The 13,946-nt window shown below is 44.3% G+C and carries 15 protein-coding genes; 6 read left to right on the top strand and 9 right to left on the bottom strand.

Annotation, left to right across the window (positions count from 1 at the left end):
* Nucleotides 1–26: 26 nt before the first annotated feature.
* Genes AKG33_RS04130 through AKG33_RS04115 form a run of 4 tightly spaced genes read left to right on the top strand, consistent with a single transcriptional unit; the run spans nucleotide 27 to nucleotide 3,441 of the window.
* A complete protein-coding gene (locus tag AKG33_RS04130; RefSeq protein ID WP_228369824.1) occupies nucleotides 27–665 on the top strand; it encodes a paraquat-inducible protein A in 639 nt (212 codons plus the stop codon).
* Entirely contained in the window at nucleotides 658–1,272 is a 615-nt protein-coding gene (locus AKG33_RS04125) for a paraquat-inducible protein A (protein WP_228369823.1), read from the top strand. Before AKG33_RS04130 ends, AKG33_RS04125 begins: the two co-directional genes overlap by 8 nt.
* Nucleotides 1,253–2,872: a PqiB family protein gene (locus AKG33_RS04120; RefSeq protein WP_012030833.1), complete on the top strand. Its 1,620-nt coding sequence runs from the start codon at nucleotides 1,253–1,255 to the stop codon at nucleotides 2,870–2,872. Before AKG33_RS04125 ends, AKG33_RS04120 begins: the two co-directional genes overlap by 20 nt.
* Nucleotides 2,873–2,874: 2 nt before the next feature.
* Entirely contained in the window at nucleotides 2,875–3,441 is a 567-nt protein-coding gene (locus tag AKG33_RS04115) for a PqiC family protein (protein ID WP_012030832.1), read from the top strand.
* A gap of 60 nt (nucleotides 3,442–3,501) precedes the next feature.
* Here the strand turns inward: AKG33_RS04115 and AKG33_RS04110 are convergent, their stop codons facing one another.
* From AKG33_RS04110 to dtd, 5 genes are all read right to left on the bottom strand, one after another.
* Nucleotides 3,502–4,479 (bottom strand): porin, encoded by a 978-nt coding sequence (locus AKG33_RS04110; protein WP_050707983.1) that lies wholly within the window; start codon nucleotides 4,477–4,479, stop codon nucleotides 3,502–3,504.
* Between the two features lie 259 nt (nucleotides 4,480–4,738).
* On the bottom strand, nucleotides 4,739–5,866 hold the full coding sequence (locus AKG33_RS04105) for a porin (protein WP_050707982.1): 1,128 nt from the start codon (nucleotides 5,864–5,866) through the stop codon (nucleotides 4,739–4,741).
* A gap of 156 nt (nucleotides 5,867–6,022) precedes the next feature.
* Nucleotides 6,023–7,513 (bottom strand): ribonuclease G, encoded by a 1,491-nt coding sequence (rng, locus tag AKG33_RS04100; protein WP_082203968.1) that lies wholly within the window; start codon nucleotides 7,511–7,513, stop codon nucleotides 6,023–6,025.
* 16 nt (nucleotides 7,514–7,529) lie between these two features.
* A complete protein-coding gene (locus tag AKG33_RS04095; RefSeq protein WP_012030828.1) occupies nucleotides 7,530–8,153 on the bottom strand; it encodes a Maf family protein in 624 nt (207 codons plus the stop codon).
* Nucleotides 8,150–8,587: a D-aminoacyl-tRNA deacylase gene (gene dtd / locus AKG33_RS04090; RefSeq protein WP_012030827.1), complete on the bottom strand. Its 438-nt coding sequence runs from the start codon at nucleotides 8,585–8,587 to the stop codon at nucleotides 8,150–8,152. Before dtd ends, AKG33_RS04095 begins: the two co-directional genes overlap by 4 nt.
* A 217-nt stretch (nucleotides 8,588–8,804) precedes the next feature.
* Here dtd and pyrB point away from each other — a divergent pair, with 217 nt between their 5' ends.
* Both pyrB and AKG33_RS04080 read left to right on the top strand, forming a co-directional pair.
* Complete coding sequence (gene pyrB, locus AKG33_RS04085) at nucleotides 8,805–9,851, top strand: aspartate carbamoyltransferase (RefSeq protein WP_012030826.1); 1,047 nt, start codon at nucleotides 8,805–8,807, stop codon at nucleotides 9,849–9,851.
* Nucleotides 9,852–9,866: 15 nt separating this feature from the next.
* Complete coding sequence (locus tag AKG33_RS04080) at nucleotides 9,867–10,838, top strand: mevalonate kinase family protein (protein ID WP_228369830.1); 972 nt, start codon at nucleotides 9,867–9,869, stop codon at nucleotides 10,836–10,838.
* Between the two features lie 20 nt (nucleotides 10,839–10,858).
* On the opposite strand, the gene cgtA is transcribed toward AKG33_RS04080, so the two are convergent.
* From cgtA to AKG33_RS04060, 4 genes are all read right to left on the bottom strand, one after another.
* Nucleotides 10,859–11,920, bottom strand: a complete 1,062-nt coding sequence (gene cgtA, locus AKG33_RS04075; RefSeq protein ID WP_012030824.1) for an Obg family GTPase CgtA — start codon at nucleotides 11,918–11,920, stop codon at nucleotides 10,859–10,861.
* Between the two features lie 63 nt (nucleotides 11,921–11,983).
* Nucleotides 11,984–12,247, bottom strand: coding sequence for a 50S ribosomal protein L27 (gene rpmA / locus AKG33_RS04070; RefSeq protein WP_012030823.1), 264 nt, complete (start codon nucleotides 12,245–12,247; stop codon nucleotides 11,984–11,986).
* 12 nt (nucleotides 12,248–12,259) lie between these two features.
* Nucleotides 12,260–12,580: a 50S ribosomal protein L21 gene (gene rplU / locus AKG33_RS04065; protein WP_012030822.1), complete on the bottom strand. Its 321-nt coding sequence runs from the start codon at nucleotides 12,578–12,580 to the stop codon at nucleotides 12,260–12,262.
* Nucleotides 12,581–12,654: 74 nt separating this feature from the next.
* The gene (locus tag AKG33_RS04060) at nucleotides 12,655–13,944 is read right to left on the bottom strand and encodes a replication-associated recombination protein A (protein WP_012030821.1); all 1,290 of its coding nucleotides are present in this window, start codon (nucleotides 13,942–13,944) and stop codon (nucleotides 12,655–12,657) included.
* Nucleotides 13,945–13,946 lie beyond the last annotated feature (2 nt).

Genomic DNA, 13,946 nt, shown 5'->3' with positions numbered 1-13,946 from the left:
TTATTTTTCTAGTTTGGGCATTCATCATGAATGCCCCTTTTTTGTTGATGTCAACACACGATCCCCGCCGTTTCATCGTTTGCCCGTATTGCGACGAATTGCATCATTTTCTGCCGCCCAAAACCGGCGAAAAATTATTATGCACGCGCTGCGGCAGCGTGATGCTCGCTCATTGCTCCGATTTTCGAAAAGCGCTGATTTACGCGATCACGGCGCTGATTTTATTCGTGCTCGCGCATACCTTTCCTTTTATTACGCTCAATTTACAAGGCGAAATCACTACAATTTCCGTATTTTCCAGCGTGCAAGCTTTATTTGATAATGGATTGTTTTTCTTATCATTGATGATTACGCTTTTTATTATTGTGGCGCCGTTATCTTATTTATTGATCGTTATTTGGGTAATTTTGAGCTTTCGTTTTCGCGTTTTATCGCGTTTGGCGCGCCGATTTTTGCATTGGCTGCATCATTTGTCGCCGTGGAATATGTTGGAAGTGTATTTGGTGGGCGTGATGGTGACTTTAGTAAAAATTATGCAAATGGCAAGCGTTAAATTTGAAAATGGTTTTTGGGCGTTTTGCGTTTTAATGTTTTGCTCGATTATGGTCAACACGCAATTTGATTTGCGCGATGCAATTTTCGATAGATACGATGAAGATGAATAATACAGCACAATCCCAGCAACTCATTCACTGCTTAAGCTGCGGCAACGTTGCCCACGCTACGGAATCATTTTGCCCGCATTGCCACGCGCGCATTTCAAGCCGTAAACACAACAGCAAAGAACGCACTTGGGCTTATTTGATCACCGCGATTTTATTATTTTTTCCGGCAAATTTATTGCCGATCAGTTACACCAGTTATTTACTCGATGCGCCGCGCCCCGACACCATTTTGAGCTCGATTATTTTATTGTGGCATCACGGCTCATATTTAATTGCTGCCATTATTTTTCTTGCCAGCATCATGACGCCTTTTGCCAAAATCGCCGTTTTACTTTATTTATTAAGCCACGACAGCCCACGCCGCCCGCCGATCATACAAACCAAACTTTATCGTTGGATTCATTTTATTGGTCGTTGGTCGATGATTGACGTTTTCGTGGTGGCATTATTAGGCGCGTTGATTCACGGCAGACTCGCGCAAATTACGCCGGCAATTGGCGTTTTTGCGTTTGCTGGCGTGGTTGTTTTCACTATGTTTGCCACTGAATCGTTTGATATTCGTTTACTTTGGGATCATTATCGCCATTATGAACACTCCAATCGTTAAAAAAAACCGTTTTTCACTGCTTTGGCTTTTTCCGTTATTCGCGCTGGCGGTAGGACTTTATCTCGCCTACGACCGTTTAAGCGATATTGGCCCCGTAATTCGTTTAAAACGAACATCTGCCGAAGGTTTAATCGAAAATAAAACCAAAATCCGCTATAAATACCTCGATATTGGAACGATTACCGAAATATCATTATCCGCCGACCGCCAACACGTCATCGCCACCGCGCAAATGACGGCAAACGCAGCAGAATTGTTAAATGAAGACAGTCAATTTTGGTTGGTTGAACCGCAAGTTTCCGCCGCCGGTATTACGGGTTTAAATACGTTGGTTTCCGGCAGTTATATTGAAATAAATCCGGGGATTAGCGATGAAAAATCGCGCTTTTTTGAAATGTTGCCGGCGCCGCCGTTATTGAATACCGATGAATCCGGTTTACGCATTACTTTATCCGCAGAAAGCAGCAAAGGATTAAATATTGGTTCGCCTTTATATTATCGCGGCGTGAAAATCGGGCAAATTGAACAAATTCATTTCGGCGACCAATTCAGCCGGATTTATATCACCGCTTTTGTGCGCACGCCGTACGACGCGTTAATTCATAACGATACTAAATTTTGGAATGCCAGCGGTTTTGAATTGAGTTTTACCGCTGCCGGCGCGCAATTTAGTATGTATTCAATGGAAACTTTGGCTTTGGGCGGCATTGTTTTATCAACGCCCGATGCAACGTTACAAAATCATCAATCATTTGATAAAAATAAAGTTTTTAATCTCTATCCTTCCGAAAAAGCCAGTCTAGAATCCGATCATTTCGCGCGCACATATTTTGTGCTTTATTTTGAAGACAGCGTCCACGGTTTATTGCCGCACGCACCGGTGGAATTTAACGGCATGACGATTGGTGAAGTTTCTGAAATTCGTTTGCTTTATGATCAGGAACGCAAAAAAATCGTCACGCCGGTGGTAATTGCTTTGGAATGGTCGCGCATCGATCGCGCCGCCGCCGATCAAGAAATGATAAAAACGTTAGTGGCGCAGGGATTGCGCGCATCTTTAAAAACGGGCAATTTTTTAACCGGCAAAAAAATGATTCATTTAGCGCTTTATCCCGACAATATCGGCGAATTGACGCCCGATCGTTATAGTCGTCATCTAACTTTGCCCGTTCATAACGGTGGCATTCACAAAATTCCCGAACAAATAAGCGATATTGTTGCCGCGGTGAATCATATTCCATTTACGGCAATTGGCGCTAAAACGGAATCGTTATTAACGCATGTCGATCACGCCGCGGAATCAGCTGCCGGTATGCTTGCCCATAAAGAAATGCAACAGCTCGGAAAAACGCTGCAAACAACGTTACAAAGCGTAACAGCAACGAGCAAACAAGCGCAAAACAGTATGGTGAATTTAAATGAACAAATGCGGAATTTGAGCCGGCAATTGGAGGCGACTTTGTATGGTTTGAGCCCTGAATCTTCTTTGTATTACAGCACGCAGCAAACGGTGCAACAGATGCAAATTTTAATGCGCACCATCGATGGTGTCATGCAAAAAATCAAAGAAAAACCCAACGCGCTTTTGATGGGTGAATAAAGATGAAAAAGATACCATTTATTATTTTTTTATTATTATCAACGGGTTGTGCAACACAAAAAACGGATTATTTATTGCGACCGCTGCCGATTTCTGTTGCTGCTGCACCACAAACTAAAGAAATTACCGCGCTGCGCGATGTTGATTTGCCGGATTATTTAAATACGCTCAATTTTCAATATTTGCGCGCCAATAATCAGTTAGTTAAAAATCCTCACGCGCGCTGGGGACAAAATCTGCCGGAAAATGTGCGCAATGTTTTGTTACAAAATTTGGGTTATTTGAGTAAACAAACGATTCATGTTTATCCGCTGGCGCCTAATATTCGCCCAACGCGTTGGATTGATGTGCGTATTTACGACATGATTGCCGACGAAAAAAAACAACAATTTTATGTTCATGCCGTATGGCACATTGCGCGCGCCAAACAACCGCCAAAAACGTTTACGTTGATCAAACATTATCCGCTTAATGCGGTGACGCCGCAGGAATTAAGTCAACAATATCAACATGCTATTGATGACATAAGCCATGCGATAGCGCAATCTTTAAAATCATTTTTGCCATAAAAAAGCGGGCTTAAAACCCGCTTTCCATTCAAATCCTTTTGAATTATCAGTCATCCTAAATTAGAAATCGTGACGCAATCCTAAGTTAACGGTGTAACCGTCATCTGCTTTTTCATTATCGCCGTGGTCGATGTAGGTACCATCGATGTAGGTGAAGGTGCGTTTGCTGAAGTTATATTGATAACCTAAAGCGTAAGTGTAGGCAGTTTCACCAGCGTTATACTCATCAGAATCAGAAACAGCAAATCCAGCGCGGAATGTGTTTGGTCCTAAATAGTAAGCACCAGCGAGGTTGTATTTTTCGCCTAAAGAAGCAGCGTGTTCTGCGCCTAAACCAACGCGGAATTGATCATTTTCATAACCAATGTTGGCGCCGATAACTTCGGTGCTACCTTGATTTGTTTTAGCAATCCAATCACCATCTAAACTGCTGTAAGCAAGGCTCGCATATAAACCATTTTGTTCATACCATGCACCAGTTTGGAAACCAACAAAAGATTTTGAATCATCTTTCTTCAAATGAGTTGCTACTGTATGACTGCCATCTAAAATACCAGCGATGCCGAAGTGCAATCCAGACATATCAGGTGAATCATAGCGGATTTGTTTACTAATACGGCTACCGCCTCTAATAGCTGAATAGTTGGCATTTTCATCATCGAAGAAACCATTTTCAAAAATATCATTGTAAGTAGTTAAATCACCGTACAACGAATCGGTTTTACCTAAAGTTAAAGTACCGAAATCGCCTTTTAAACCAACATAGCCATAACGTGTCTCGCTAACACCAGCTTCGGAACCAAACTTAAATTCCATTTTATAAATGGCTTGTAAACCGTTACTTAAATCTTCAGTACCTTTAATACCAAATTTTGCGGTGCCGTAGTTTAAATCCCATTTATTATCTTCCTTATCATTTTTGCTATCGCTGAAAGCTGTTTCTGCAGAAAGAGCACCATAAAGAGTTGTTGTGTTTTCTGCTTGTGCGATACCTACAAAACTCGCGGCGACAGCCAGCGCGATCAATGATTTTTTCATTTTTTACTCCTAGCAAAAGCTAAATAATCTATCAATTTTGAACAGTTCCTAATCCGAGCGTGATCATACTTATTTTCTGGTAACGGCGCAACAAATTTGTTGCAAGAAACCAACAATTGCTATTTTGTCGTTTTTTTACAACATTAAAAGACTATTTTATTGATATATAAAAATAATCTAAAAATAAATCTTCATAAAAAAAGCGGGTAGTTAAACCCGCTTTTCATTCAAATCCTTTTGAATTATCAGTCATCCTAAATTAGAAATCGTGACGCAATCCTACGTTAATGAGGTAGCCATCATCAGCAACTTTGTTATCGGAATAATCGATATAAGTGCCATCGATGTAAGTAAAGGTGCGTTTGCTGAAGTTATATTGATAACCTAAAGCGTAAGTGTAAGCAGTTTCACCTTTGCCAACAGTTCCTTGGTTGCTGATAACGCGGTTAAAGTCATCAGAATCAGAAACAGCAAAACCAGCGCGGAATGTGTTTGGTCCCATGTAATAAGCGCCAGCGAGGTTATATTTTTCGCCTAAAGAAGCAGCGTGTTCTGCGCCTAAACCAACGCGGAATTGATCATTTTCATAACCAACATTAGCGCCGATAACTTCGGTAGAGCCTTTAGTGAAGCTGCTGCATTCTTTTTTAACTTTACCGTGATCTAAGCAATTTTGATAATCACCATCTAAATTGCTGTAAGCAACGCTTGCATATAAACCGTTTTGTTCATACCACAAACCAGTTTGGAAGCCAACGAAAGATTTTGAATCAGAAGTTTCTACAACATTATGACTGCCGTCTAAAATGCCTGCGATACCGAAGTGCATTCCAGACATATCAGGTGAATCATAGCGAATTTGTTTTGCAATACGGTTGTTTTTGGTCAAATTGCCATAATGAGCATTTTCATCAAAGAAACCGTTTTCAAAAATATCGTTATAAGTGGTTAAATCGCCGTAGAGCGCGTTAGATTTACCTAATGTTAAGGTACCAAAATCACCTTTTAAACCGATGTAAGCATAACGAGTGCTGTTAACACCTTCATTGGGATCAAAGCCGAATTCCATTTTATAGAAAGCTTGCAAACCATTGCTTAAATCTTCAGTACCTTTGATACCGAATTTTGCAGGGCTAGTATTTAAATCCCAAATGTTTTCGTCCCAAGTGTCTTTAACGTCTTTTACGAAATTCTTATCTTCTTTTTTGTCTTCTTTTTTAGTGATTTTATCAACGGTTTTTTGAGAATAACTACCTTCTTCGTGAGTCAAACCATCTTTCATTGAGGTTGATGCACCGATTGCGCCATAAAGGGTTGTGGTATTTTCTGCTTGCGCCAAGCCAACAAGACCGGCTGCAATGCCTAATACGATTAATGATTTTTTCATTTTTTACTCCTAGCAAAAGCTAACTGATAATCTGCGCGTCCGCGGATTGCCTAATCCACGGGCAATCATACTTATTTTTTGGTAACGGCGCAACAAATTTGTTGTAAGAAACCAACAAAAAACCGCTATCGCCGCACGTTCATTTGCATCGTAATGCTACATCATCACAATATCGTATTTATCTTGAGAATAAGCGCCATCACTTTGCAAACGGATCGGCATTTTCAGCAAAATTTGCAAATCAGAAAACGCCATAGATTCCTCCTCGCGAATAAACTCAATAAAATCCGGATTACCAATCACCGTCATACCTTTGGGCGCATATTCCCGCGCCTCACGCATCAAATCGCGAAACAATTCATAAACAATGGTTTCCGTAGTTTTCACATAACCGCGCCCGCTGCACCGCGGACACGTTTCACACATCACCTGCTTCAAACTTTCCCGCGTTCTTTTCCGCGTCATTTCAATAATGCCCAACGGCGAAATTGGACTGATCGTATATTTACTTTTATCGCCGGCAAGCGCATTTAATAACGCATCAACCACGCTTTGCTGATGCTCGGTTGACGTCATATCAATAAAATCAAGCATAATAATGCCGCCTAAATTACGAATGCGTAATTGCCGCGCGATCGACTTTGCCGCCTCTAAATTCGTTTTAAAAATCGTATCTTCTTGAGACGATTTCCCCACAAAACCGCCGGTATTAACATCAATCGTCGTCATCGCTTCCGTTTGATCGATCATCAAATAACCGCCGGATTTTAAATCCACGCGACGTTTTAACGCCCGCTCAATTTCTTCTTCCACGCCATAACGATCAAATAAAGTGCGATCGCCGTCATAAAGCGTAATCCTGTCTGCCATTTCAATTAAAAAATTGCCAGCAAACTGCGCCATCGCGCGATACGCCTCGGGATCATCAACAATAACTTGTTTGACTTGCGGCGAAATATAATCACGCAAAACCCTTTGATATAACGGCAAATCGCCGTAAATTAACGTGCTGGCATAGCTTTCGCGATACGTCGTTAAAATCGAATCCCAAACGCGGTGTAAATATTGCATATCCGCCCGCATCGCCCAAAAATCAGCGGTTTCAATCGCCGTGCGCACAATAAAACCGCCTTCTTGTCCGCGGTGAAATTCATGCATCATTTCGCGCAAATTCTGCCGCTGCGTTTCCGATACGATTTTGATCGAAACGCCGATATCATGCGATTTAGGTAAAAAAACGAGAAAACGTGAAGAAATTGAAATTTCTGTCGTCAAACGCGCGCCTTTTGTGCCGATCGGATCTTTTAAAACTTGCACCAATATCGACTCGCCTTCATGCAAAATTTCAGAAATTTTTTGTTCTTTGCCCACCATTTCCGTTGGCAAAGAAATATTTTTCATATGCAAAAAACCCGCGCGTTCCAAACCAATATCAATAAACGCCGCTTCCATGCCCGGCAAAACCCGTTGCACTTTGCCTTTATAAATATTGCCAACGATGCCGCGCCGGCGCTCGCGTTCGATTAAAACATCGTGCAATAAACCATCTTCCAAAAGCGCCACCCGCGTTTCATAAGGCGTGTGATTAACCAATATTTCGATATTAGGCGAAATGGGTTGTGCGAGCGTCATATTCATTAATTCCATGATGATATCTACCTTTTTAATCAATTTTAAAAGGCACAATAGTCAATTCCGCCAACACGGCAGCAAGCGCCGACATCGGCAAACCCATCACATTAAAAAAATCGCCGACGATGGTTTCAATCAACACGCAACCTGCCCCTTGAATACCATATCCGCCGGCTTTATCGAACGGTTCTCCCGTAGCGATGTAGTCAATCAACCATTTTGCTGGTGCCGCCACCATTTTAACCCGTGTTGTAACAACTTTTTGCATACAACGCGTTGGCGTACACACTGCAAAACCAGTAAAAACCTCATGCCAACTACCGGAAAGCTGCATTAACATTGCCAATGCTTCATCAGCATCTTTCGGTTTTCCAAAAATCCGCGGCGCTTGATAAACCACCGTATCCGCCGCCACGATAATGCGCTGCGGATAATCGCGCGCCACGCGTTTAGCTTTTTCTGTCGCTAAACGTAAAACCAAATCCGCTGCCGTTTCCTGTTTGCCAATTCTTTCTTCCACTGCCGGCGCCACAATCTCAAAACGATAACCCGCCCGACGCAATAAATCCGCACGCCGTGGTGAAGTGGACGCCAAAATAAAATCGATAGACTGATTCAGCGACGTTTGCTCGCCGCGTGCTTCGTTATTCGTCATACGTGTAACCAAAAAGTCACTGGACCATCGTTAATCAAATGCACGCGCATATCAGCGCCAAAACGTCCCGTTGCCGTATGCGGATAATGCGTGTGCACCGTTTGGCAAAAATAATCAAATAATGGTTCTGCTTCTTGCGGCGCCATCGCCGGATCAAAACTTGGACGATTACCTTTTTGCGTGTTAGCCGCCAAAGTAAATTGCGATACTAGCAATAATTCGCCGCCTATTTGTTGCACGTTTAAATTCATCTTGCCCAATTCATCTTCAAAAACGCGATAATTGAGCAACTTTTGCGCCAATTTTTCCGCTTGTTGCGCAGAATCCGCGCGTTCAATGCCCACAAAAACCAATAATCCGCGATCAATCGCGCCAATTTCTTTTCCCTCAACGCAAACGCTGGCGCGTTCAACTCGTTGTATTAAGCCAATCATGCTTGTTGTTCCTTGTTCAATTTTGACCGTAAAAATGAATAATAACCGCTAATTTTTAGTAAAAATGTAAAAATTTAGTTTAAAAACCCGATTTCAGCGATTAAAATCGCCGCTTTGATTCCCTCCAAAAACCTTATTGCCGCCGAGCATCTTACGATGAGGCTCGAGCGCGTCAAGAAAAAGGAATCACCAAAATTCACGATTTAAGGAGTTAAAAATGTCCCTTGTTGGTTGCCATATTTTGAGCATCGATCATTTTTCCCGACAAGATCTCGAAGAATTATTAATGACGGCAAAACTGCTCGAACCCGTCGCGCAACGCAAAGTGCGCTGCAACGTTTTAGACGGCTCCGTCATGGCAAACTTATTTTTTGAAGCCAGTACGCGCACCCGCATGAGTTTTCACACCGCTTTTGCGCGTTTGGGCGGCAGCGTGGTTGATACTACCGGCTTTACCTTTTCCTCAATTTCCAAAGGCGAATCTTTAAGCGATACCGCGCGCGTAATTGCTGGTTATGCTGACGTCATCGTCATGCGTCACCCCGATCAAGGATCGGTTGCCGAATTTGCCTCTAAAATCAACGTGCCCGTTATCAATGCCGGCGACGGCATCGGCGAGCACCCATCACAAGCGCTGCTCGACTATTACACCATCAATAACGAATTTGAACGTCTGAAAAAAAATATTGACGGCATGACCATTGCCATGGTTGGCGACTTAAAAAACGGGCGCACCATTCATTCACTGGCAAAACTGCTTTCATTGTTTGATAACATTCATTTCCGTTTCATCGCCCCCGAAACGCTGCGCGCGCCAGCAGAATTATTAGAACTGTTACGCAGCCGCGGTCACGACGTACAAGAATTTGACGATATCGCCAACGGTCTTCCGGGAACCGACATCATCTACGCCACCCGTATCCAACGCGAACGTATTAAAGACGGCGAATTAATGGAAGGATACAGCGAAAAATTCCGCATTAATGCCGCTGCCGTTGCGCGTTATGCCACACCGGAAACCATCATCATGCACCCGTTGCCGCGAGACAGCCGCGCCGGCGCTTTTGATTTGTCAACCGATTTAGATAATCACCCGCAACTTGCGATTTTCCGGCAAGCCGATAATGGCGTCACCGTGCGCATGGCGATTTTTGCCATGGTGTTAAATGTTCATCGCGGCATTGAAAGCTTCTTTTCGCCTCATCGCGGTTTCCGTCCTGATCGTTACGGTCAAGGCGATGCTGATTTTTATCAATTAAAATAAAAAATATCCGCCGTGATGCATAATTACGGCGGATCCGTTTCTCCGTTACACTGCCGTTTTTTGATGAGTACGCCCATGACAATTGAAACTTCTGCTTCTGGTTCCGTGATGATTTGCGGTGAACACGCCGTTGTTTACGGACAACCCGCCATTGTTGCCGCCATCGCGCAACGGATTCGCGTGCGTTTAACGCCACGCAATGACGACAAAATCACCATTCACAGCGCGCTTGGCGATTATGAAAGTACGGCAGGATTTTTAAAACCTTATCGACCGCTGGCGTTTGTGATCGCGTGTTTGGAGCGCTATCCGCACAGCGGCGGGCTAACTTTAGAAATCGACAGCGCCATTGATCCAACTTTAGGTTTGGGCAGCTCAGCTGCGGTTACTGTTGCCACATTAGCCGCTTTAGCGCGGCATACCGGTGAAGACGAACGCCGCGAAACGCTGCACACGCAAGCATTGACCATTGTGCGCAGTTTGCAAAGCCGCGGTAGTGGCGCGGATTTAGCGGCGAGTTTATGGGGCGGCATGATTGCTTACCGCAATTTACCGGAAGTAAGCGTTTCGGCGCTGCCGTTGCCGCCGGTTGATGTTGGATTACGTTACAGCGGTTATAAAACGCCGACCGATGTCGTTTTATATCAAATCGCTGAAAAAATGCGCGGCTCGCCGGATTTTTACGCGCAACTCTATCAAACGATGGGAGAAACTGCCGCGCACGCAATCGCCGCCGCCGAACATCATCATTGGCAAGATTTTTATGCCGCACTCGCGCATTATCAGCAGCATATGGAAGAATTGGGCGTTTGTGATGATACGCTTGCCGCAATGATTGCCGCCGCGCGCGCTCACCCCGATACTTTGGCAAGCAAAATCAGCGGCAGCGGTTTAGGCGATTGTATTATCAGTTTTGCTAAAACGTTGCCCGCCGATCATCAAAAAATCACGATTGATATGCAAGGCGTGCAATTCATTGCTGGATAACGGGCGCGCGGCAGTTGTTTTTAAATCAATTCTGGCGCGTTTGGCTCGTCATTCTCTGCCGTTTGATTGGCTTTCATTGCCGTTAATTCCTGCATAATTGCCGTACATAATTCGGCAGTGCCTATGCCTGCCGCGGCAGAAATGGAAAACACTTTCCCCTGCCAATTCAAAGCGCGCACAATTTCTTCCTGCTTTTGTTGCCATAATTCCGGCGGCAACGTATCCATTTTATTAAGCACTAACCACCGCGGAATTTGTGCAAAATCAGCATCATATTTAATCAGTTCCGCGCTGACTTGTTCAAAATCGGTAATCGGATTTTGCGAATCGCTCATTGGTGAACAATCCAATAAATGCAATAAAATGCGATTGCGCGCTAAATGCCGCAAAAATTGATGTCCTAATCCCATGCCGTCGGCAGCACCCGCGATCAATCCGGGAATATCTGCCATCACAAAACTTTGCAAAGCACCCACGCGCACCACGCCTAAATTCGGGTGTAACGTGGTAAACGGATAATCCGCAATTTTGGGTTTTGCTGAAGAAACTTGTGCGATTAAAGTCGATTTTCCGGCATTCGGCATGCCCAACAATCCCACATCAGCTAACAATTTTAATTCCAAACGAATCACGCGTTCCTCGCCCAAACCGCCAGCTTTACATTGTCGCGGCGCACGATTGACGGAACTTTTATAACGCGTATTACCGATGCCGTGAAAACCGCCTTTAGCAACCAATAATGTTTGCCCCACGGCGGTTAAATCGCCCATTAATTCATCAGTTTCTGCCACAAAAACCTGCGTTCCCAGCGGCACATCAATATATAAATCTTCGCCACTTCTGCCGCGCTTATTGCGTCCTTCGCCGGCTGCACCGTTTTCGGCTTCAAAATGTCGTGTATAACGAAAATCGGATAAGGTATTTAATCCATCGCTTGCCCGCAAATAAACGCTGCCGCCGTCGCCGCCGTCGCCGCCGTCAGGGCCGCCGAATTCAATATATTTTTCGCGCCGAAAACTCACAATGCCGTTTCCGCCCTTTCCGGCTTTTACGTTAATCACAACCTCATCAACAAAACGCATAAATCCTCTTTTTTTCTAACAAAAAAGCCTCGCAAAGCGAGGCTCGAATAAGATTCGCAACCATTACGACTGAATCTCTTCTACGCTAACAAATCGGCGTTTTTCTGCACCGCGAATGGAAAAAGATACTTTGCCCGTTGCTGTAGCAAATAATGTGTGATCTTTTCCCATGCCGACATTTTCACCAGCATGAAAAGGGGTGCCGCGTTGGCGAACTAAAATGCTGCCGGCAGAAACTAATTCGCCGCCAAAACGTTTAATACCCAAGCGTTTGGCTTTGGAATCGCGTCCGTTACGGCTGGATCCGCCTGCTTTCTTATGTGCCATGATTCGTTCTCCTTATTCTGTTTTGCCGTTAATCGTGTCAATAACGATTTCTGTATAATTTTGGCGATGCCCTTGTCGTTTCATTGAATGTTTACGGCGACGGAATTTAATAATCGTCACTTTTTTATGACGACCGTGATTGGCAATCGTTGCTTGTACGCTGCCGCCAGCAACATATGGCGCGCCAACGCTAACTTCTTCCCCTGCCGCAACCAATAAAACTTTATCAAAAGCGATCTTATCGCCGACTTCACCGGCTAAAGATTCTACGCGTAATCGTTGCCCAGGCTTCACTTTATATTGTTTACCGCCGGTTTCGATAACTGCAAACATAAATATTCTCCAATAAATTGCGCTCAAAGCGCCGAAAATAAAGAGGGAAAATTATACACACAATCAATGACAACTCAAGCATTATCCGCCGCTTGCGCTTCCAATTCCTGCAAACGCGCCAGTTTATCTGCCAATTTCCGCTCAAAACCGCGTTCATTGGGATAATAAAAACGAATATTCTCCATCTGATCAGGGAGATAACGCTGCCCGACGGCATAAGCAAAAGCTTCATCATGCGGATAACGGTAAGGCGTTTTTTCCTTACCATAAGCGGGTGTATTAGTTAAATGTTCGGGCACCGCCGCGGCGGGGTGATTTTTCACGTAATCCACAGCGCGATTAAATGCCAAATAAGCAGCGTTACTTTTCGGCGCCAACGCTAAATAGGTTACACACTGCGCAATTGCCAAATAACCTTCCGGCGCGCCCAAACGCTCAAAAGTTTGATACGTATTCAATGCTAAATTCAAAGCATTGGGATCGGCATTGCCAATATCTTCACTTGCCACGCACAACATACGCCGGCATAAAATCAACGGATCCACGCCGCCCTCCAGCATGCGCGCACACCAATATAACGCGCCGTCAACACTGCTACCGCGCAATGATTTATGAAACGCGGATAACTGTTCGTAAAATAAAGTGCCTTGTTTATCAATAGATTGTGGTCGATGCGCCAGCAATTTTTCTAAAGCACTTTGCGGTGACAATCCGCCATCAAGCAATAATGACCATTCCTCTAAATCATTCAATGCTTTACGCGCATCGCCGCCGGCAAAACGCGCAATCGTTTTGAGCTCGGCATCAGCGGATAAATCGTCTTTACCCAATGCGGATAAACCGCGGCGCAACGTTTTTTCGATATCTTCCGCGCTTAACGGTTTTAACGCCAACACGCGCACACGCGACAAAAGCGCCCGATTAAGATGAAACGCAGGATTTTCCGTGGTCGCGCCGATAAAAATCACGGCGCCATTTTCAATATCAGGCAATAAAGCATCTTGTTGCGCTTTATTAAAACGATGAATTTCATCGATAAATAACAAAGTTTGCCGCCCGTTTTGATGGAACAATTGCGCTTGAATACTGGCTTCGCGTACTTCTTTAACGCCAGAAAATACTGCCGATAAACGAATAAATTCCGCATCAAATAAATGCGCAAGCAATAAAGCCAGCGTGGTTTTGCCGCAACCCGGCGCGCCCCACAACACCATGGAAAAAGGTTGTTTGCGTTCAACGGCAACGGCAAGCGGCGTTCCCTGCCCCACGATATGTTGTTGTCCTACATATTCGGCTAAAGTCCGCGGGCGCAATCGTTGCGCCAAAGGTGTAGACGCAGCAAACAGGGAAGCTTGTTCCGTCATCA

Origin of the sequence: Dichelobacter nodosus, assembly GCF_001263335.1 — a bacterium.
Taxonomy (GTDB): Bacteria; Pseudomonadota; Gammaproteobacteria; order Cardiobacteriales; family Cardiobacteriaceae; genus Dichelobacter; species Dichelobacter nodosus.
The sequence above is the reverse complement of the archived record's forward strand: the minus strand, read 5'-3'. Positions and strand labels throughout refer to the sequence as shown.